17 protein-coding genes are annotated in these 21,033 nt (G+C 63.1%); 4 read left to right on the top strand and 13 right to left on the bottom strand.

What is annotated here, in order from left to right; translation table 11 throughout:
* Positions 1 to 6: 6 nt before the first annotated feature.
* The 6 genes from clpB to NKI38_RS27185 all read right to left on the bottom strand — a co-directional run bounded on the left by clpB (position 7) and on the right by NKI38_RS27185 (position 9,655).
* The gene (gene clpB, locus NKI38_RS27210; RefSeq protein ID WP_352663160.1) at positions 7 to 2,613 is read right to left on the bottom strand and encodes an ATP-dependent chaperone ClpB; all 2,607 of its coding nucleotides are present in this window, start codon (positions 2,611 to 2,613) and stop codon (positions 7 to 9) included.
* 220 nt (positions 2,614 to 2,833) lie between these two features.
* Positions 2,834 to 3,784, bottom strand: a complete 951-nt coding sequence (locus tag NKI38_RS27205; RefSeq protein ID WP_352663157.1) for a DUF4167 domain-containing protein — start codon at positions 3,782 to 3,784, stop codon at positions 2,834 to 2,836.
* Between the two features lie 302 nt (positions 3,785 to 4,086).
* Positions 4,087 to 4,965 carry a peptide chain release factor N(5)-glutamine methyltransferase gene (prmC, locus tag NKI38_RS27200; RefSeq protein WP_352663154.1) on the bottom strand — a complete coding sequence of 293 codons (879 nt, stop codon included), beginning with the start codon at positions 4,963 to 4,965 and terminating at the stop codon, positions 4,087 to 4,089.
* Positions 4,958 to 6,037: a peptide chain release factor 1 gene (gene prfA, locus NKI38_RS27195; protein ID WP_352663152.1), complete on the bottom strand. Its 1,080-nt coding sequence runs from the start codon at positions 6,035 to 6,037 to the stop codon at positions 4,958 to 4,960. Before prfA ends, prmC begins: the two co-directional genes overlap by 8 nt.
* A 10-nt stretch (positions 6,038 to 6,047) precedes the next feature.
* Complete coding sequence (gene ptsP / locus NKI38_RS27190; RefSeq protein WP_352631757.1) at positions 6,048 to 8,318, bottom strand: phosphoenolpyruvate--protein phosphotransferase; 2,271 nt, start codon at positions 8,316 to 8,318, stop codon at positions 6,048 to 6,050.
* An 83-nt stretch (positions 8,319 to 8,401) separates the two neighbouring features.
* Positions 8,402 to 9,655 carry an aspartate kinase gene (locus NKI38_RS27185; RefSeq protein ID WP_352631755.1) on the bottom strand — a complete coding sequence of 418 codons (1,254 nt, stop codon included), beginning with the start codon at positions 9,653 to 9,655 and terminating at the stop codon, positions 8,402 to 8,404.
* A 258-nt stretch (positions 9,656 to 9,913) separates the two neighbouring features.
* Here NKI38_RS27185 and NKI38_RS27180 point away from each other — a divergent pair, with 258 nt between their 5' ends.
* Positions 9,914 to 11,770: a CHASE3 domain-containing protein gene (locus tag NKI38_RS27180; protein WP_352663149.1), complete on the top strand. Its 1,857-nt coding sequence runs from the start codon at positions 9,914 to 9,916 to the stop codon at positions 11,768 to 11,770.
* Positions 11,771 to 11,802: 32 nt separating this feature from the next.
* On the opposite strand, the gene NKI38_RS27175 is transcribed toward NKI38_RS27180, so the two are convergent.
* Positions 11,803 to 14,034, bottom strand: a complete 2,232-nt coding sequence (locus NKI38_RS27175; RefSeq protein ID WP_352663146.1) for a diguanylate cyclase — start codon at positions 14,032 to 14,034, stop codon at positions 11,803 to 11,805.
* A 140-nt stretch (positions 14,035 to 14,174) separates the two neighbouring features.
* Positions 14,175 to 14,738, bottom strand: a complete 564-nt coding sequence (locus NKI38_RS27170) for a putative glycolipid-binding domain-containing protein (RefSeq protein ID WP_352663143.1) — start codon at positions 14,736 to 14,738, stop codon at positions 14,175 to 14,177.
* A gap of 282 nt (positions 14,739 to 15,020) precedes the next feature.
* Between NKI38_RS27170 and ubiG the strand changes: the two genes are divergently transcribed.
* Complete coding sequence (gene ubiG / locus NKI38_RS27165) at positions 15,021 to 15,770, top strand: bifunctional 2-polyprenyl-6-hydroxyphenol methylase/3-demethylubiquinol 3-O-methyltransferase UbiG (protein WP_352663140.1); 750 nt, start codon at positions 15,021 to 15,023, stop codon at positions 15,768 to 15,770.
* 35 nt (positions 15,771 to 15,805) lie between these two features.
* Here the strand turns inward: ubiG and NKI38_RS27160 are convergent, their stop codons facing one another.
* Both NKI38_RS27160 and NKI38_RS27155 read right to left on the bottom strand, forming a co-directional pair.
* A complete protein-coding gene (locus NKI38_RS27160; RefSeq protein WP_352663136.1) occupies positions 15,806 to 16,321 on the bottom strand; it encodes a flavin reductase family protein in 516 nt (171 codons plus the stop codon).
* 72 nt (positions 16,322 to 16,393) lie between these two features.
* On the bottom strand, positions 16,394 to 17,518 hold the full coding sequence (locus tag NKI38_RS27155) for an LLM class flavin-dependent oxidoreductase (RefSeq protein WP_352663133.1): 1,125 nt from the start codon (positions 17,516 to 17,518) through the stop codon (positions 16,394 to 16,396).
* A 105-nt stretch (positions 17,519 to 17,623) separates the two neighbouring features.
* Here NKI38_RS27155 and NKI38_RS27150 point away from each other — a divergent pair, with 105 nt between their 5' ends.
* Positions 17,624 to 18,223, top strand: a complete 600-nt coding sequence (locus NKI38_RS27150; RefSeq protein ID WP_352663130.1) for a winged helix DNA-binding protein — start codon at positions 17,624 to 17,626, stop codon at positions 18,221 to 18,223.
* Between the two features lie 13 nt (positions 18,224 to 18,236).
* Here NKI38_RS27150 and NKI38_RS27145 read toward each other — a convergent pair whose 3' ends face one another.
* Complete coding sequence (locus NKI38_RS27145) at positions 18,237 to 19,151, bottom strand: DMT family transporter (RefSeq protein WP_352663127.1); 915 nt, start codon at positions 19,149 to 19,151, stop codon at positions 18,237 to 18,239.
* A 97-nt stretch (positions 19,152 to 19,248) separates the two neighbouring features.
* On the opposite strand from NKI38_RS27145, the gene NKI38_RS27140 reads away from it, so the two are divergent.
* Complete coding sequence (locus NKI38_RS27140) at positions 19,249 to 19,734, top strand: MarR family winged helix-turn-helix transcriptional regulator (RefSeq protein ID WP_352631739.1); 486 nt, start codon at positions 19,249 to 19,251, stop codon at positions 19,732 to 19,734.
* Positions 19,735 to 19,738: 4 nt separating this feature from the next.
* Here the strand turns inward: NKI38_RS27140 and NKI38_RS27135 are convergent, their stop codons facing one another.
* Positions 19,739 to 20,164 (bottom strand): DUF1178 family protein, encoded by a 426-nt coding sequence (locus NKI38_RS27135; protein ID WP_352663124.1) that lies wholly within the window; start codon positions 20,162 to 20,164, stop codon positions 19,739 to 19,741.
* A complete protein-coding gene (locus NKI38_RS27130; RefSeq protein ID WP_352663121.1) occupies positions 20,161 to 21,024 on the bottom strand; it encodes a carbon-nitrogen hydrolase family protein in 864 nt (287 codons plus the stop codon). The genes NKI38_RS27135 and NKI38_RS27130 overlap by 4 nt, the downstream gene beginning before the upstream one ends.
* Positions 21,025 to 21,033: the final 9 nt, after the last annotated feature.

Here is a 21,033-nt window from a genome sequence, read left to right as displayed (position 1 = left end):
GTTGGATCAGGCTGCCGCTTCAGCCGCGACGATCGTCGGCTTGGAGCGGAAATTCAGCCGGTCGGAACCGGCTGTCACCTTGACGGTAGAGCCGTCGAGGATGTCGCCGAGCAGGATCTTCTCCGCCAGCGGGTCCTGCAGTTCCTTCTGCATCACCCGCTTCAGCGGCCGCGCGCCATAGGCCGGGTCGTAACCCTTGGCCGCCAGCCAGTCGATCGACTCCTGGTCCAGCGACAGCGTGATCTTGCGATCGACGAGCAGGCTTTCCAGCCGCTTGAGCTGGATCTCGACGATGCGGCCCATATCCTGCCGGCGCAGCCGGTGGAACAGGATCACCTCGTCGACGCGGTTAAGGAACTCCGGCCGGAACGACGCCCTGACGACATTCATCACCTCGTCGCGAACCTCATCGACATCCTGGCCCTCGCCGAGATTGACGAGATATTCAGCACCCAGGTTCGACGTCATGATGATCAGCGTGTTGCGGAAGTCGACCGTGCGGCCCTGCCCGTCGGTCAGGCGGCCGTCATCGAGCACCTGCAACAGCACGTTGAAGACATCCGGATGCGCCTTCTCGATCTCGTCGAACAGCACGACCTGATAGGGTCGCCGCCGCACCGCTTCGGTCAGCGCGCCGCCTTCCTCATAGCCGACATAGCCGGGAGGCGCGCCGATCAGCCGGGCGACCGAGTGCTTCTCCATGAACTCCGACATGTCGATGCGCACCATCGCGCTCTCGTCGTCGAACAGGAAGCTCGCCAGCGCCTTGGTCAGTTCGGTCTTGCCGACGCCTGTCGGCCCGAGGAACATGAACGAGCCGATCGGCCGGTTCGGATCCTGCAAGCCGGCACGAGCCCGACGCACAGCCTTCGAGACAGCCTGCACCGCCTCACCCTGGCCGACCACACGCTTGCCGATCTCGTCTTCCATGCGCAGCAGCTTGTCGCGCTCGCCCTGCAGCATCTTGTCGACCGGAATGCCGGTCCAGCGCGAGACGATATGGGCGACATGGTCGGGCTGGACCACTTCTTCGACCATGCCGACCTTGCCGTCCTGGGTTTCGGCCACCTTCAGCTTCTTTTCCAGTTCCGGGATCTTGCCATAGGCAAGCTCGCCGGCGCGTTGGAATTCACCCTTGCGCTGGGCAATGGCGAGGTCGTTGCGCGCTTGGTCGAGCTGCTTCTTGAGATCGGCGGCGAGCCCGAGCTTCTGCTTCTCGGCCTGCCACTTGGCGGTGATCTCGGTCGATTCCTCTTCGAGGCCGACGAGTTCCTTTTCCAAACGGGCGAGCCGGTCCTTCGAGGCATCGTCGGTCTCGACCTTCAGCGCCTCGCGCTCGATCTTGAGCTGCATGATACGGCGATCGATCTCATCCAGTGCTTCGGGCTTGGAATCGACCTGCATGCGCAGCCGCGATGCGGCTTCGTCGACGAGGTCGATCGCCTTGTCGGGCAGGAAGCGGTCGGCGATATAGCGGTTGGACAGCGTCGCCGCCGCCACCAACGCCGAATCCGAAATGCGCACCTTGTGGTGCTGCTCGTATTTTTCCTTCAGGCCGCGCAGGATCGAAACCGTGTCCTCCACCGTCGGCTCATCGACGAACACCGGCTGGAAACGGCGGGCAAGGGCTGCATCCTTCTCGACATGCTTGCGATACTCATCGAGCGTGGTGGCGCCGACGCAGTGCAATTCACCGCGCGCAAGCGCCGGCTTCAACAGGTTCGACGCATCCATGGCGCCGTCCGCCTTGCCGGCGCCCACCAGCGTGTGCATCTCGTCGATGAACAGGATGATGTTGCCATTGGTCGAAGTAACTTCGGAGAGCACGGCCTTCAGCCTCTCCTCGAACTCGCCGCGATATTTGGCGCCGGCGATCAGCGCGCCCATGTCGAGCGCCATCAACTGCTTGTCCTTCAGCGATTCCGGTACGTCACCATTGACGATGCGCAGCGCCAGGCCCTCGGCGATCGCCGTCTTGCCGACACCCGGTTCGCCGATCAGCACCGGATTGTTCTTGGTGCGGCGCGACAGCACCTGGATGGTGCGGCGGATCTCGTCGTCACGACCAATGACCGGATCTAGCTTGCCGGCGCGCGCATCCGCGGTCAGGTCACGCGCATATTTCTTCAACGCGTCATAGCCCTGTTCGGCACTCGCCGAATCGGCGGTGCGGCCTTTGCGGACGTCGTTGATGACCTGGTTGAGCGCCTGCGCGGTAACACCGGCCTTGGCCAGGATGTCAGCCGTCTTGGCCGATTTCTCCATGGCAAGCGCCTGCAGCAGGCGCTCGACCGTGACAAAGCTGTCGCCGGCCTTCTTCGCGAGTTCCTCGGCGGTCGAGAACACTTTTGCCAGCGGCTGCGCCAGATAGAGCTGGCCATTGCCGCCCTCGACCTTGGGCATCGCCTCGAGCGCCGTCTCGACGCCAAGCTTGACGTCGCGGACGTTGCCGCCGGCGCGCTCGATCAGCGACGCGGCCAGGCCCTCGTCATCGTCGACGAGCACTTTCAGGATGTGTTCAGGCGTGAATTGCTGGTGATTGCGGGAGAGCGCCATAGTCTGCGCGGATTGGATGAAGCCGCGCACGCGCTCTGAGTATTTCTCAAGGTTCATATCTGTCTCCTTCCATCACCGGCCCGCTTTGCGGCACCGGATCAGATTGCGGTGACGGACCCGCCCATTCGAGCCGGATCCTGTTGAGGCTGATATGGTGCACAGGTCCCGAACCCTCAAGACGTCTCGATATCGGCAACCGCATAATATTGCACAGCCGCCCCAAACAAAAACGGCGGAGATTTCTCCCCGCCGTTCAACGTCTTGACGTGTCGTTCGATCAATTGTCGATGTCGACACTGGCCGGTTCGGCGTTGCCGCTATCGACCGGGGCCGCAGCCACCTCGCCGGCTTCGGCGTTGTCGCCACCGCCCTCAACCTGATCTGCGTTCACGCGCGGACGGCGCGGACGCCTCGGGCGACGGGCAGCACCGCTTTCGGCGGCCGCCTCATTGAGTTCGGCCCGTGCGGCAAGACCTGCCGGCGACAGGTTCTCGAACAACGGAGCAGGTTCGGCCGCCGCAACGGACTCGGTCGGCGAAGCGGCTTCGCCCTGAATTGCGGGCTCGTTGCTCTGGGGCTGGCCACCTTGCTCGGCGGACGATGAATAGTCGCGCTGACCGCTCTGGCCGTAACCGCCATTGGGGCGACGATCGCGATGGCGGCCGCCATTGTTGCGGCCGCTATTGTCGCGCCCGCTATTGTCACGCCCACTATTGTCGCGATTGTCGCGGCCACCTTCCCGGTTGAGCGCAACCTCGGCCGGCATGCCTTCGATGACCGGCTGCGGGCCGGCGCCATGGTTGATCACCGGCACCTGGGCGTCGGAAACAGTGTTGCTGTTGTTGCCGGTGTTGCCGGCATTGTCGAAATCGTCGCGATCCTCGTCGCCGTCATCGTCGAAATCATCGCGATTCTGCTGCGTGTTCTGGATCGGCATCTGTGCCTGCGCGGCCGCGATGATGCGATTGTAGTGTTCGGCATGCTGGAGATAATTCTCCGCCATGACCCGGTCGCCGGAGCTTTGTGCATCACGGGCAAGGGTGGCGTATTTTTCGGCGATCTGCTGGGCCGAACCGCGGATCTTCACGTCCGGGCCGTTGCTCTCGTAGTTGCGCGTCAGGGGATTCGGCCCCTTGCGGTTGTTGTTGTTATTATTATTGTTATTGTTACCACCGCCGCCGCTGTTGTTACGACCGCGCATGCGCCTGTTCTGCTGTTGTGGCCTCATCAAACTCTCTTCATTTTGAAATTTTCGAAAACTCTTCACGAACGGAGGCGCTCATGCAGCCAGCCGTTTCGTCTCTTCACCGGCGTTCGCCCGCATCAATTGCGTTGGCGCCACGTGCCATCCTGTTCCGGTTACATCACTTGCCGGACGATTCCCGCACGAAGCTTGGGCATCGTTTGCGCAAGAAGGCAGCTATTTCCAAGGAAAACCGAATCGCTAAGAGCACTGCCTGCTTCGTCTCATCCGGTTAAGGCGACCCTAGCCGCATTCCCCGGCATTGCCAAGCGCTTTTTTGCACTGCGTCAAGGCTTTACCCTTTCAAAGACAAGAACCCTGTCGTTTCCGCCAAAATCTCGAAAAGCACCGCCCGGCACGTAGCCGGCAGCAGTGAATATCTCCGAAACCTGGTTGTGCTGCGTGTGGCCGATCTCGACCGCAATCCTGCCTTCAGTTTCCAAAAACCTCGCCGCCTCTGCGGCGATGATCCTATAGGGGTTCAGACCGTCCGCGCCGCCATCCAAGGCCAAGCGCGGGTCGAAATTGCGGACTTCGTCCTGCAGATTTCCAACGTCTTCGAACGGTATATAGGGAGGGTTTGCGGCAATTACATGGTACCGGCCAGAAACTTTTTCGAACCAGTCCGACTGGAGCCCAGTGAACCGCCCTGCAAGGCCCAATTGCCCGGCATTGCGGGTCGCCGTCGCCAGCGCGCCCGCAGACAGATCGACGCCGGTGGCGATCGCGCCTGGCACGACGCTGAGCAGCGCCAGCGCAATGGCGCCGGTGCCGGTGCCAAGATCGAGGATGCGGCACGCGCCCTCCCGCGCCGCAACTGCCTTGACGAAGGGCAACATCGCCTCGACCAGCGTTTCGGTATCTGGCCTCGGCTCCAACGTTTCCGGCGATAGCGACAGCCGCAAACCGTAAAATTCACGATAGCCGAGGATGCGATGCACCGGCTCGCCGCCGGCGCGGCGTCGCAAGGCGGCATCGATTTCGGCAACAACGCCAGCGTCGACCTTACGTTCGGGGTCCGCGATGGCTTGCGTGCGCGTGGTGCCGGAAAAATGCTCGACGATCAGCCTCGCATCGAGCGCCGGATCGTCGATGGCGGCAGCGGCAAGCCGAGCCTGCGCTTCCCGCAGCAACCGCCCCAGCGTCTCGGGCAGTTGATCACCCATCGATGCCGATGTCGGCGAGCAGCTTCGACTGGTGATCGGCGATCAGTGCGTTGATGATCTCGTCGAGTTCACCCATCATCACCCGGTCGAGCTTGTAGAGCGTCAGATTGATGCGGTGGTCGGTGACGCGGCCTTGCGGGAAATTGTAGGTGCGGATGCGCTCGGAGCGGTCGCCGGAACCGACCTGCGACTTGCGCGATTCGGAACGCTCCTCGTCCGCCTTGCCGCGCTCCAGGTCATAGAGGCGGGCGCGCAGGATCTGCATGGCCTTCGCCCGGTTCTGGTGTTGCGACTTTTCCGCCTGCACCACCATGATGCCGGTCGGCAGATGGGTGATACGGACGGCCGAATCGGTGGTGTTGACGTGCTGGCCGCCCGAACCCGAGGCGCGCATCGTGTCGATGCGGATGTCTTCGGCTTTGATGTCGATGTCGACCTCTTCGGCTTCCGGCAGCACCGCGACGGTTGCCGCCGACGTGTGGATGCGCCCGCTCGCCTCGGTCGCCGGCACGCGCTGCACGCGGTGCACGCCGGATTCGAATTTCAGGTGCGCAAAAACGCCCTTGCCCGACACCGTGGCGATGATTTCCTTGTAGCCGCCTGCATCGCCGTCGCTGGCCGACACCGTCTCGAAACGCCAGCCGCGTTCGGCGGCGTAGCGCTCATACATGCGAAACAGGTCGCCGGCGAAAAGGGCTGCTTCATCGCCGCCGGTACCAGCGCGAATTTCGAGAATGGCGTTCTTGTCGTCGGCGGCATCCCTGGGCAGCAGCAGGATCTGGATGTCCTTCTGCAGCGCCTCGATGCGTTCCTCGACCTCCGGCAGGTCGGCCTCGGCGAGCGCCCGCATCTCGGCATCGGTGCCCTTGTCGGCAAGCATGGCTTCGAGGTCGGCCTGCTCATGCTCGGCCAAGCGCAGCGCCCTGACCTTGGCCACCATGTCCTGGATTTCGGCGTATTCGGACGCCATCCGCACATAGGCATCCGGCGCCGGACCGGCCGACATCTGCGCTTCGAGCATCTCGAAACGCTTGACGACTTGATCCATACGATCGCGGGGCAGGTTGACCATGATGAGGCTGTTATAATGGGATCGAGCGGTCGTCGGCAAAGGCCTGCAGCAGCGCCCGCATCGGCAACCCCTGCGCCGGCGCCATCAGATTGTCGTCGAAGAATGCCTCCAACTCATCCAGCGGCAGTTCCGTCAGCATCGCCTTGACCGGGCCGATCGAGGCCGGCGACATCGAGATCGAGCGGAAGCCGAGGCCGATCAATGCCATCGCCGAGATAGGTTTTCCGGCAAGTTCGCCGCACAGTGTCACCGGCGTATGGTTGCGCACGCCAGCATCGGCGATCTGCTTGAGCACCCGCAGGAACGGCGCCGACAGCGTGTCGAAGCGGTTGGCCAATTGCGTGTTGCCGCGGTCGACGGCCATGACGAACTGGAACAGGTCGTTCGAACCGACCGAGACGAAATCGACGGCCTTCATCAATTCGTCGAGCTGGAACAAGAGCGACGGCACTTCCAGCATGGCGCCCAGCTTGAGGCTGGTCGGCAAATGATGGGCAAAACGCGACAGATGCCGCACTTCGCGGTCGATGATCTCGCGTGCCTGGGCGATCTCTCCGAGCTCGGTCACCATCGGCAGCATCAGCTTGAGCTCACGCCCGCCGCTGGCCTTGAGCAGGGCACGGATCTGGGTGCGCAGCAACCCCGGCCGATCCAGCGTCAGGCGGATCGCCCGCCAGCCAAGCGCCGGATTCTCTTCCTGGATAGAGCCCTTGAAGTAGGGCAGCACCTTGTCGCCGCCAATATCGATGGTGCGGAAGGTGACCGGCTTGCCGCGCGCTGCCTCGAGCACGTCGCGGTAAAGCTTTTCCTGGGCCTCGGCACGGGGAAAGGTCGAAGCGACCATGAATTGCAGTTCGGTGCGGAACAGGCCGATGCCGGCCGCACCCGCCTCGGCCAGCTGCGGCAGGTCGACGGCAAGACCAGCGTTCATCAACAGATCGACCTGGACGCCATCCCTCGTCGTCGACGGCTTCTTGCGCAGCTCGCGATAAACCTCTTGCCGGCGCGCCCGGAAACGCACCTTTTCGGCATACGCGGCTTCAAGATCGGCCTGCGGCCGCAAATGGATCACGCCCTCTTCGCCATCGACGATAATGGCGTCGCCGTTTTCCGCCATGGAAACGGCGCCCTTCATCTGGCCGGCGACAGGGATGCCCATGGCGCGCGCGACGATGACGACGTGGCTGGTCGCAGCGCCGTCCTCGAGCACCAGCCCGCGCATCTTGTCCCGGGGATAGTCGAGCAGTTCGGCGGCCCCCATCGAACGCGCAACGATGATGGCGTCCTTCGGCAGCGATGCGGCGACATCCTCCGGCCCGCGCCCCATCAGCTGGCGCAGCAGCCGGTTGGCAAGGTCGTCGAAATCGCTCATCCGCTCGCGCAGATAAGGATCGGTCATATGCAGCATGCGGGCGCGCATGTCGCTCTGCACCTTTTCGACGGCTGCTTCGGCCGTCAGGCCGTTGCGAATCGCCTCTTCCAGCCGGCGCACCCAGCCGCGGTCGTTGGCGAACATGCGATAGGCTTCCAAGACCTGGCGATGCTCGCCCTCGAAGGCGACGTCGCGGCGCTCCAGCATGTCGTCGATGGAGAGCCTGAGCGAACCGAGCGAGGTTTCGAGCCGGCGAACCTCTTCCTCGCTGTCCTCGTTGAACAGATTGGTGACGACGATGCGCGGCTCGTGCAGCACGACATGGCCAAGTCCGACGCCTTCATTGAAGGACAGGCCGGTAAAGCTGACCGGGCGGCGCAGATCGAGTTCAAGGCCAGGCCTGGTCAGCCGCGCCAGATCGCCGGTGGCGATCATCTCGGCGATGACCATCGCGGTGGTTTCCAGCGCCTCGACCTCGTCGTCGCGGTAATGGCGCATGGTCTTGTTCTGCACCACCAGCACGCCCAGCGTGCGCCCTGCCCGCAGCACCGGCACGCCGAGGAAGGAGTTGTAGATCTCTTCCCCGGTCTCCGGCAGGTAGGCGAAGGCCGGGTGTTCCTGCGCATTGGAAAGGTTGAGCGGCCGTGCGCTCGCCGCGATCGTGCCGACCAGGCCCTGCCCCAGCCTGAGCTGCGCCAGGTGGACGGCGTTCGGGTTCAAACCCTCGGTGGCATAGAGTTCGAGCACCGAATCGGCGCGCAGCACGTAGAGCGAGCACACTTCGGCGACCATGTTGGAGGCGATATCGCGCACGATCCGGTCAAGCCGCTCCTGCGGCTCCAGCGGCTCTTGCATGAGCTCGCGGAGCCGTTTGAGCAAAACGCGCGGGCCACTGGCCTGATCACGCATCGCGGCTTCTTCTCCAATGGACATTCTGCCCGTCGCAGTTTCCACTGCGACCGGCGCACACGCAACAACTCAAATCGTTCTCGCTACTGCTTATCCAGACCGTAGACGGAATGCAAAGTACGAACCGCAAGTTCGGTGTACGGACCGTCGATCAGGATCGAAATCTTGATCTCCGAGGTCGTGATGGCACGGATGTTGATCGACTTGTCGGCCAGCGCCTTGAAAGCGGTGGCTGCGACGCCGGCATGGCTCCTCATGCCGATGCCGATGACCGAAACCTTCGACATGCCGGCTTCCGACTGCACGACATCGTAGCCGATCTCGGCTTTCAGCCGTTCAAGCACGGCCAGCGCCTTGTCGACATCGCCCGATGGCACGGTAAAGGTCATGTCGGTGAACTTGCCGTCCTCGGAAATGTTCTGGACGATCATGTCGACATTGATGTTGGCTTCGGCCAGCGGCCCGAAGATGCCGGCGGCAACGCCCGGCCGGTCGCCGACCCGGCGCAGCGAAATCTGCGCCTCGTCCTTGGCGTAGGCAATTCCGGTGACGACCTGCTGTTCCACGATCTCTTCCTCGTCGCAAATGAGCGTTCCGGGCGGATTGAGCAAATCCCCCATTCCGGGCGCATCGGGATCGTCGAAGGACGACCGCACGAAGGTACGCACCCTGTGCACCATGGCAAGCTCGACCGAACGCACCTGCAGAACCTTGGCGCCGAGCGAGGCCATTTCAAGCATTTCCTCGAACGAGATCTTGGCCAGCCGCCGCGCCTTGGGCTCGATGCGCGGATCGGTTGTGTAGACCCCGTCGACGTCGGTGTAGATGTCGCAACGATCGGCCTTGACCGCCGCCGCGATGGCGACCGCACTGGTGTCGGAGCCGCCGCGACCAAGCGTGGCGATACGATTGTCCGGGCCGATGCCCTGGAATCCGGCGATCACAGCCACCTGGCCCTCGCCGAAGCGCTTGATCAGGAAGGCGCCGTCGATGTCGAGGATGCGCGCCGCGCCATGCGCATTGTCGGTCTTGATCGGGATCTGCCAGCCCTGCCAGGAGCGAGCATGCACGCCCATGTTCTGCAGGGTGATTGCCAGAAGGCCGGCCGTGACCTGTTCGCCGGAAGCGACCACCGCGTCATACTCGCGTGCGTCGTGCATCGGCGAGGCTTCGCGCGTCCAGCCGACCAGTTCGTTGGTCTTGCCGGACATCGCCGAAACGACCACCGCCACCTCATGGCCGGCATCGACCTCGCGTTTGACGTGACGCGCCACATTGCGGATGCGGGCGATGTCGGCGACGGAGGTTCCGCCGAATTTCATCACGATGCGCGCCATGGAAGCGAAATGCCTTTGACTGAAGCCGGACCCCAGCCCAAAAGCGGGAATCCCGAAAAGCGGGAGGCCGGCTGACGCCGGCCGCTGAATGCGCGGCCTCCTTAGCCAAATGATGAAGGTTTCGCAAGGCTGGCGGCGGATTGCCGGCTTCAAGAAGACGGCATATTGCGTTCCGACGCCGCGCCGCTTACGAAATGTTGCCCCGGGGGAATTCCTTTTGGCTCAGCATTACAGATGATTGCTCGTCTTCGACGCGCCATGCGATGGCAATCGCTCCCGCTCATCATTGGCTTCGCGGTGTTGGCGCTGATCGTCGGCAGCCGTGCCATGCTGGTCGAGGGCCAGAGGGCCAATCGCGCCGCCGCGCGCGAGGCAATCGAGTATCAGGAATTGCTTTCCGGCCTGCTTTCGCTGGCGCAAGACGCGGAGAGCGGCCAGCGCGGCTATCTGCTGACCGGCGAGAAATCCTATCTCGAACCCTATCGACGGGCTGTGAGCGCAATTCCGGGGCAATTTGCACGCATCGACAGCATGACGGCCCCGGACGACCAAATCGTCCAGCAGATCAACCACATCAAGGACGCGCTTTCGCAAATGCAGGCTGAACTGGCCGAGACGATTGCGCTGTACGACCAAGGCAATGCGACGAAGGCGCTGGATCTGGTCCGCAGCGGCCAGGGCAAGGCTGTCATGGACGAAATCCGGACCAGCATGGATACGATCCGACGCATCGGCGCCGCCGCCGTCGCTACGCGCGACGACCATACCGACCAGGTCGAAACCTGGCTGCGCGTCGGTTCGCTGGCGGCGCTGCTGGCGATCTTCCTGCTTGCCGCCTACACGATCAGGCAATCGCGCCGCCGCTTCCGCGAGGTGGTGGCCGCCCAGGAAGAACTGATGCGCAAGAACATCGCGCTCGGCCATGAGATCCAGACGCGCGAAAAGGCCGAATCCCAGATCCGCCAGATGCAGAAGATGGAAGCGGTCGGTCAACTCACAGGCGGTATCGCCCACGATTTCAACAACATGCTGGCGGTGATCATCAGTGCCATGAACCTCGCCCAGCGCAAGTTGGCGCGCGGCGAGCACGACATCGCAAAATTCATCGAGGCGGCGGTCGACGCGGCAAACCGTGCTGCCAACCTGACGGCCCGGCTGCTCGCCTTCTCACGCCAGCAGCCGCTGGCGCCGCAGATCGTCGACGCCAACCGCCTGCTGACCGGAATGTCGGACCTCATCCGGCGGGCGCTCGGCGAAGCCATTCGCATCGAAACCGTGCTGGCGGGCGGCTTGTGGAAGATCCATGCCGACCCGAGCCAGATCGAGAACGCCATTCTCAACCTCGCCGTCAACGCGCGTGACGCCATGGGCGATGGCGGCAGGCTGACCATCGAGACCGCCAACAGCCATCTCGACGACAGCTACGCCGCCACCCATGCCGATGTCGAGGCCGGCCAGTATGTGATGATCGCCGTCAGCGACACCGGTTCGGGCATGGCCCCCGAAATCATAGCCAAGGCCTTCGAGCCCTTTTTCACCACCAAGCCGGTCAATAAGGGTACCGGCCTGGGACTGAGCCAGGTGTTCGGTTTCGTCAAACAGTCGGGTGGCCACGTCAAGATCTATTCGGAACCCGGCGAAGGCACGACGGTCAAGATCTACTTGCCGCGATTCTTCGACCCGCAGGAGCCCGTCGTACCGGGTGGGCGCAGCGGGAACCCCGCGGCACCGGTCACCGAAACGATCCTTGTCGTCGAGGACGATGCCCAGGTGCGTGCCTCCACCACGAATGCCATGCGCGAACTCGGCTACGCCGTCATCGATGCCGCAAGCGGCCAGGAAGCGTTGCAGAAGCTGGCGGAAAACCCCGGCATCGCACTTCTGTTCACCGATATCGTCATGCCGGTCATGAACGGCCGCAAGCTGGCGGAAGAAGCGGTCGCGCGCAGGCCTTGGCTGAAAGTGATCTTCACCACCGGCTTCACCCGAAACGCCGTGGTTCACAACGGCGTGCTCGACCATGACGTGCATTTCCTGGCCAAGCCCTTCACCATCGAGCAGTTGGCGGCGAAACTGCGCGACGTGCTGGACACGAAACAAGGCACACCGGAATAATCTCGCCGGCCGCGACAGCGGGACGCCGGACCTCAAGCCACGCTTTTGCTGGCCTTGGCCTGTTGCCGGTCCGCATGCGCGTTGCCCAACCCGACGACGACGCGGTCACGCCCGTCAGCCTTTGCCTGATAGAGCGCGCGATCCGCGGCGTTGACGATCTCCGCCCATGAGGCGCCAAGCTCCGGAAAGGCAGCCACCCCGAATGACGCGGTAATGGTGCCAAGCGTGCGGCCGCGATGAGCGAGATGAAGCTGCTTGATCGCTTTTCGCAGCGCCTCGGCACGCTCGGCGCCATCCGCCAGCGAAGTCGCCGGCATCATCAGGGCGAATTCCTCGCCGCCATAGCGTGACACCACGTCACTTTCCCTGGCATGGTCGAGCAGCGTGCCGGCGACCTGCTTGAGGACGAGATCCCCGGCTTCATGGCCGAACGTGTCGTTGAACTGCTTGAAATGATCGACATCGAGCATGATCATCGCCAGGGGCTGTTCGGAACGCTCCATGCGCCTCAGTTCGCGACTGCTTGTCTCTTCGAGATAGCGGCGATTGTAGAGCCCGGTATTCGGGTCACGGATCGATTGTTGCCGCAGCGTTTCGCGCAGGCGCAAATTGGCGAGCGCCAATGCCAGCGTATCGACGACACCACGCAGGATCTGCTGCCGCTCGGCCAGCCAGCCCGGCCTGTCAACGGCATCTGGTTCGCACAGATGCACAATGCCAAGCGTCTCCCCCTGCGCCGCCAGAGGCATACAGACATAACCGCGGCCGCCATTCTCGGTGATGTGGTTGCAGCGCGGCGTCAGCATGCCGGGGCCGGCAACATGCTCCTGGCCGCGCCGCAGCGCCCAGCAATCTTCCGGCGCAAATTGGCCAACGCTGGAACGGACAGCCCCCCAATGCGCCATCTCCTCGACCAGGTTGCGCGAGGCACTGGTCAGATGAACGGTCCCGCTCAATCCACCAAAGAAGTCGGGCATGGCCGAACCGACGACGGAAAATGCCTCCTTGAAGGTGACGCAAGCCTGCAGCAGTTCGCCGAGTTTGACCAGGCGGGTCGTTGCCTGGGACGTTTCCTTCAGTTCGCGGTTCAGCGTCGCCATTTCCTCGGCGCGATCGCTGACCGCCCTTTCGGCGCTGCGCAACTCGCTGATGTCGCTCAACGTCAGCACGATGCCGCCATCGGAGCGATTGAGCGGATTGCAGCTGGCAATCACCGGCAGATACGATCCGTCCGGTTTTGCCAGCCGCACCTCCGCCTGATGTCGACGGCCCGTGCTCAGCGCCAGTTCGATCGGCGATGTTCCCTGCGCCAACCTGTCTCCCGACAGCCCTCTGATATCGAGGATCGACGACCAATCCTGCCCCTCGATCTTGTCGTTGCGCCGCCCGACGATCTCGGCGGCTGCCGGATTGACCGAGACGATCTGGCCACTGCCGTTGATGACGGCGATGCCCTCGGCAACGGTGCGGACAATATCCTCGATATAGGCTTTTTGCTCGACGAGCTGCCCACGCGAGGATTCGAGTTCGGATGCCATGCGGTCGAACCCTTGCGCCAACTGGCCGAACTCGTCATTGGCGATACGGCCGATGCGCGCCCCGGCGTCGCCCCGCGCCAGCGATTCGATGCCGCGGTTGAGGCCGGAAAGACCGGCGCCAAAGCCGCGCAGCAAAAGGAAAGCCGAGAGCGCGGAAAGCAGCACGGCGGCCGCGGTGCACAGGCCGACAAGCCAGAGCACGTTGTTGGTGCGCTGCTGGGCAGCGCGCAGCAGTGGCGTGTACTCGAACAGGACCGCGCCGACGGTCTGGTCGGCGGCATCCTTGATCGGCACTGCGACCAGATTGATCGCTTCCGCCACGTCGGCGCTGCTTTCGACGAAGTCGCGGGGCTCGCCGTCATCGAGCGTGCGGCCGACTTCATTGCCGCGATCATGATCGAAGGCGGTTCCGACGTTCTGTTCCTCACCCGGGATATCCGCCAAGATGATCTTGCCGCGATCGACCACGACGAGGTCGCGTTTCGAGCCGCTGTGCTGCGAGGTCACGAATTCACGCAACGCTTCGGGTCTCTCGAACAACGGACGTGGCGTATCGGCGGCCTTGAAGGCGATCGCCGCCGCCAGTTGCCGTGCAACGCTTGTCGCCTCAGCCAGTGCACCGGATCTGGTCAGCGATATCTGGGAGACTATAGCAATGCCGCCCACAAGGCCGATCAAGGCCACGGCGCTCGACAAAGCTGCGACAATCTGGGTCTTGATCCGCACCAAGCCATCCTATTCCAGAAGCAATGTATATGCCGAATTCCGGTCGTGCGTCAGGAAACCGCCAACCTCGTAAATTTGATGTTAAGAATCCTGATCGACCGCGTCTCCAGCAAGATACCCGGCACCGAGGGATGCTGGGGTCAGCCTGTGGTGGCTCTCCACAGGCCGGGATAGTCGACTACGAACCCGTGCGGCGAAACCTCGAGGACCTCGTCATAGCCGAACATGGGCGCCGCGTAGGCATAGCGAACCGTGTCGAGACGTCGGTAGGTCTGATCGAGACGCACCAGCCGCAGTTCAGGGAAGGTCAGGTAGGCTGCGGGGGCAGGCGTTGCCATCCCGAGACCGAGGTCGAACCGGCGGATCGCCAACAAGTTTGATGCCGGCGTGAAACCGAGGTCGATGTCGATGAGGCCGGCGACATCCTGTTGGGCTTCGTCGTTCAGCGTCCACTGGCCGTCGGAACCGTGTTCGATCGCATAATACAGCTTGCGCGTGCCGAGAAAGCCGTCGACCCGCGCCGTTCGTGTGTGCCAACCGGCGTCGCAATCCACCTCATAGGCAAGGCAGCATGGCTTGCCGTCCTGGATGAAGATGGCCTGCCCCTTGAGGCTGTGCCCGCCGTCGGTCGGCGAAAGCAGGCAGGCGTCATGGCCCTCCAGGTCCAGCCGGCGCCAAAGGATCGAAGCCGTTTCCTGTTTCATTCGTCGTTTCCTTCGAACTTAAAGCCTGTCCTCTTTTCGCCCAGCGGGCCAATTGTGTTTCGATGAGGTACCCGACAGGTGACATGTCCTGACAGAACCTGTTGCTTTGGCAGCATCGAAAATTGTTGCCTTGACATTCGCGGTCTCACGCCCGACTTCCTAGCGCATGGTGCCGAAATCGGAGTCGATTTCGCAAAGGATCATGCGCAGAATCTAAAGTGCTACAGCGTCCTTCGCACGTCCAAGGGACGCGCGGCGCTGTAGTGTCGAGGAGACCAACCGATGCCAGAGCCCCGACGATCGACGATCGATGCCGCAGAAGTGGAGCGCTTCTCCGCCCTCGCCGCCGAATGGTGGAACCCGAACGGCAAGTTCCGTCCGCTGCACAAATTCAATCCGGTTCGGCTCGCCTATATACGCGACCAGGTGGCAGCGCGCTTTGGCCGTGATCCGCGCGCGGCAAGACCTTTCGAGGGCCTGCGCATCCTCGACATCGGCTGCGGCGGCGGCCTGTTGTGCGAGCCGATGGCGCGGCTTGGCGCCGAGGTGGTGGGCGCGGACGCCTCCGAAACAAACATCGAAGTGGCGAAGCTGCACGCGGCCGAGGGCAATGTCAGCATCGATTATCGCGCCACGACGGCCGAGGACCTTGCCGACGCCGGCGAGAAATTCGACGTCATCCTCAACATGGAAGTGGTCGAGCATGTCGCTGATATTGACCTGTTCGTCGCCAAATGCGGCGAAATGGTCCGGCCTGGCGGCATCATGTTCGTGGCCACCATCAACCGCACGCTGAAGGCGCTCGGGCTGGCCATCATCGGCGCCGAATATGTGCTGCGCTGGCTGCCGCGCGGCACCCATCAGTTCGGCAAGCTGGTGCGCCCGGAAGAGCTTGAAAAGGCGCTTGGCGGCGCCGGCCTGACCGTGATCGACCGCACCGGCGTCACCTACAATCCGCTTGCCGACCGCTGGTCGCGCTCGAAGGACATGGACGTCAACTACATGGTCCTGGCGGAAAAAGACTCGGTCTGATCCTGCACGCTTTTGCTGGAATTTGCTCCAGGATCCTATGCGTCGAGCGGCCGATAGCCGCCGCGCCAGTAGATCAGCGCCTGGCCGGCATCGCTGGTGCGCACGGCCTCGACCGAACCAATGACGATGGAATGCGTGCCCCGATCGATCATCTCGTCGAGGCTGCAGTCGAAGGCTGCCACCGCATCCGAAAGCAATAAAGCTCCGGTCTTGAGCGTCGTCCATTCGGCGCCCTCATAGCGGTCCTTGCCCTTGATGCCGCCAAAGCCAGAGAACCGCTCGGCCACGCGCTGATGCTGTGGGCCAAGCGAGTTCACGCCGAAATGCCGGTAGCGTTCGATCACCGGCCAGGTCGACGACGACCGGTTGACACAGGCAATCACCTTGGGCGGTTCGGCCGACAGCGAGACGACCGAAATGACCACCAGACCGGAGCGGTCCTCGCCGGTGCCGGCTGTGATGACGCTGACATTGCCGACAATCAGCCGCATCGCGGCCCGAAAATCCGCGACATCGACAGGAGTTCCCTCAAGAACCTTTGCTTCGGTCATGGCTTGCTCCAAATTTGCGACAAAACAAAAAGAAGTAGAGCGGTTTGGCGTTTTCGTGAACGATGAACCGCTCTACGCCGCCGACTGCATGGCGGCCGCTGCGATGCGGATGCCCCGCTGCTCGAGGATGGGCAGGACGGTATCGCGAAAATACGGGAATTCCTCGACATAGTCGACGAAGGACAGCGTCGAACCGCGAAACCCGGCCTCGTGCAAGGCGGTGATCCCATCGGCGACCTGTTCGGGCGTGCCGGTGAGCGGGAAGCCGCCATGGCCTGCCGCCATCCGGTCGCGGATGAGCGCGAGAAGGTCATGCGGGAACGACTGCGCATGGGCAAATTGCAGCCGCACCAGATTGTCGACCGCCGCCCAGTCGGCATTGGTGCGGCCGAAATGCTCGAGATAGTCCGTCGCTTCCCTCTCGGTCGGCCGGCAGACGACATGGGCAAAGGTCAGCACGTCGACGGTGCTGCCGGCGGCGACCGCCTGTTGTTTGAGTGCCGCGATCTCGTCTTTGGAGCGTGACAGGTCGATTGCCGGCGTGAATAGGAAATCGGCATTGCGGACCGCGAATTTGCGCCCTTCTTCCGAGCCGGCGGCATTGAGGATCGGCAGGCGCGCCGACGGGCGCGGATCGCCAAGCACGTTCTTCAGCTTGAAATAGGTGCCGTCCCAGTCGAACGCCTCGGTACGATCCCACAGCGCCCTGACGATATCGAACCATTCCTGCGCATAGCCATATCGCGTGATGTGATCGTCGGGCAGCGTCAGCCCGAGGGCTTCATATTCCGGTTTGTTCCAGCCGGCGACGATGTTGAGGCCGATACGGCCGCGGCTGATCTGGTCGATCGTCGCCAGTTGCTTGGCGACCACGACTGGGTGATTGGCCGCGGTGTGGGTGGTGGCGAAAACCGTGATGTTGCGGGTCAGCGCCAGGAGCCCGGCGGCCCAGGTGATCGTCTCCAGCACATTGCCGTGGAAATTGGTCTCGCCGCCATAGCCGATCCAGCGGGCGATCGGCAGCATGAAATCGATGCCGGCCTCGTCGAGCTGCTGCGCCAGCCGCAGATTGTTGTCCCAGGAACTGACCCATCGTTCGGGGACCTTAGTGACGGTCATGCCGCCGGAACAATTGGACGCGAAGGTTCCGAGAAAGAAGGGCTGCGCATTGGCTGCGGTCTTGCCGAGCATGCTCATCGGTCGTGTTCTCCTCATTTTTTGATTTATTTTATAATAGAAAGTCTATCATAAAATCATATGGACGCAATCGGCCGGATCGGCGCATGCTGCCGGTGGGGAGACATGATGACCGACCGGCGCAAACCTTTGGAAACGCAAGCCAAGCTGCTGGATCGCGGCTGGCATCTGGCGCGGACACCGCTCGAAATCGACGTTGCCGAAATCGAATATGCGCTGATGCGCTCCTATGAGGCGTTCGGCCACTGGCAGGCAGAATGCCTGGCGACGGTGATCGAGTTTTCCGCCAGCGGGCCGGAAAATGCGCTGCTGCACATCATCAGGATGAACGACCGGCCAAAGAGCATCCGCGACCTGGCGCAGATGACCAACCGCGACGACATCCCCAACATCCAGTACAGCCTGCGCAAATTGCTCAAGGGCGGCCTGGTCAAGCGAACCGGCAGCGGCAGGGCCGGCGTCACCTACGAAGTTACGCCGCTTGGGTTTCGCGTGACCGAACGCTATGCCGACATTCGTTCCGTCCTGCTCATCGAAGCGGTGACGCGCGTTCCGGAGATGGCGGCCAAGCTCGAGGAAGCGGCGCGCACGCTCGAACTGATGACCGGCATCTATGAGCAGGCGGCCCGCGCCGCGGCCACCCATCGACGCCGGCACCCAAGGCCGGAACCTGGCGGTGAAGAGAACGAACCCGGCGCTGGCTGAGGCGCCAAGGCACTCACGCCGCCTGGCTTTGCGCCTTCATGCTGGTCTGGCTTTGCGCCCTGGTGGTGATGAACACGCCGGCGGTGATGATGACCGCACCCGCCCAGGTCAGCAACTGATAGTGCTCGCCGAGGAAGATCGTGCCGGCAAACAAGCCGACGGCCGCCGCCACATAGCCGATCTGGCTGAGATAGACCGGACCGCCGACCGCCTGCAGCCGGAAGAAAAAGGCGAACATCGCCGACGCCGATGCAGCCTGCGCGATGACGACCAACGGCACACCGCCGAGGGGAGCGAAGGCCTTGACGCCGAACAGAGCGAGAATGCCGACAAGCAAGATCGCCGCCGATGCCAAATGGCTGCCGACGGCAAGCTCGATTGGGCCGGTGCCTTCGGGCCAGTCCACCGTGCGGTAGATGTTGCCGGCGGCAAGGCTGACCGGAATCAGCAGCCCCATCACCACCCAGAACAAATCGGCCGGCTGGCCGGCCTCGCCGCGCGTCACCGCCACCATGACGGCGCCGACAAAGCCGACGGCGATGCCGACAATGCCCAGCATGTTCGGGCGCCGGACACCCAGCAGGATCGAGAACACCAGCGTGATCACCGGCGACAGCGTGAACATGATGCCGGTGTAGCCGGCGCCAAGATGCGGAATGGCCGAGAACATCAGGAGATTGGGCACGGCATAGGACACCGCAGCGGTGACGAAGAAATAGCGCAATTTGTGCGCCGTGAGCCGGACACGCTGGCCGCGAGCCAAGAGCACGCACAGCAAGACGCCGCCGGCGCCGAGCGAGATGACGAAAGCCCAGACCATCGCCGGCACGCCGGCAGCCGTGGCGAGCTTGCCGAAGGGCAGTGTCAGGCCGAGCAGGCCGCCGGTGACGACCAGCAGTCCGAGTGCCGAATCCCAGAGAAATTTCATAATCGAACCCTGTCGCGAGCGGCCCTTGGCCAGCATTGCATCTTGCAGTAAGATAACGGAAAGGTTCTTAACGTCAAGATATATGATGGTGAGACAGTTGGACAGGGCAGCAAGAGCGATCGAACAATGGAAGCGGGAGCGGCCCGACCTGGATGTCTCGCCGATGGCCGTGCTCGGGCGGCTGAACGAGGCCGCCTCGCTGATCGCCCGCGAGCGGCTCGCGCCGCTGTTTGCCCGTTATGGATTGCAGTCGGGAGAGTTCGATGTGCTGGCAACGCTGCGCCGCTCGGGCTCACCTTACGCGCTGACGCCGACCGCTCTCTACGAAGCGACGATGGTGACGTCCGGCGCCATGACCAACCGGCTCGACCGGCTAGAAACGTCCGGATTGATCCTGCGCGGTCCGCACCCCAACGATCGGCGCGGCATTGTGGTACGGTTGACCGAAAAGGGACTCGCTTTGATCGACGAGGCAGTTACCGCCCACGTTGCCAACGAGCACAAGATTCTGGCGAGCCTGACGCAGGCAGAGAAGGAAGCGCTCTCTCGGCTGCTTGAAAAGCTGATCGGCAGCGTCAGCTAGCCGCTCAGTTGCGGTCGTCCGGAAACACCGGAATCGGCATGAACTCGACGCCGTCCTCGGCCAGGCTCCTGGCCTCGTCCAGCGTCGCCTCGCCATAGATGCCGCGCGGATCACTTTCGCCGAAATGGATTTTTCGCGCCTCTTCGGCGAACTTGTCACCGACATAGTCGGCATTCTCGCGCACCTTCTCGGCCATCGCCTTGAGCTGCGCCAAAGCCTGCTTTTGCGCCTCGCCCATGGCGAGCGCTATCGTTTCCTGCTTGCGCGCCGTGGAGACGGCCGGCGCCATCAGCGCCTTCTGCACCTTGTGCGAGCCGCAGGTCGGGCAATCGACAAAGCCGCGCTTCTTCTGCGTGTCGAAATCATCGTTGCTGCGAAACCAGCCTTCGAATTCGTGCTCATGCTCGCAAATCAGGGAAAAACGTATCAAGAGGCTGCACCCCTGAGACGCGGCGCCTCGCCCGAGCCGTTGACGGCAAAATCCCGCGCATTTTTCAAATTGGGGATCTTCTTGCGCGCGGCAAGCGACTGCGCCGGGTCGATCTCGGCGACGATCACCGCCGGCTCGTCATGCGCGGCTTCGGCGATGATACGGCCCCACGGATCGACGATCAGCGAATGGCCATAGGTCTCGCGGCCGTCTTCATGCAGCCCACCTTGCGCGGCGGCGACGACATAGGCGCCGTTCTCGATGGCGCGCGCCCTGAGCAGCACGTGCCAGTGCGCCTCGCCAGTCTGGCGGGTGAAGGCGGCGGGAACGGAAAGCACGTCCGCGCCGGCCAGTGCCTCGGCGCGGAACAATTGCGGGAAACGCAAATCGTAGCAGACCGCGAAACCCAGTTTCGCGCCCTCGATCTCGGCCACGACAGCCTCGGTCCCCGGCTCATAGGCAGAGGATTCGCGCCAGCTCTCGCCATTGTCGAGATCGACATCGAACATGTGGATCTTGTCGTAGGTGGCGAGCGTCGCGCCATCCGGCCCGAACAGCAGCGCCCGGTTGGCGAGCTTGCCGTCGGCGCGCGCGATGGCGGTCGAGCCGATATGCAGGAAGACGCCGAGCTCCTTGGCAAGTCTGCGCGCGGTCGCGACGACGACATCCTTGTCCTCCGACGTGAAGGACGCGGCGCGGGCTTGCCTGTCGCGAATCAGCGCACCGGTCATTTCCGGCGTCTGGATGTAGGTCGCACCCTGCCCGGCCGCTTCACGCACCAGCCATTCGAGATCGACCGCGTTGCGCTCCGGGCTCTCGCCTGAACGCATCTGGATCGCAGCGGCCTTGAAAACACCCATCGTCATATC

It is taken from the genome of Mesorhizobium sp. M0621 (assembly GCF_040320745.1).
In the GTDB taxonomy this organism is placed as follows: domain Bacteria; phylum Pseudomonadota; class Alphaproteobacteria; order Rhizobiales; family Rhizobiaceae; genus Mesorhizobium.
Note: the sequence above shows the minus strand (reverse complement) of the source record. Positions and strands in the feature narration are given on the sequence as shown.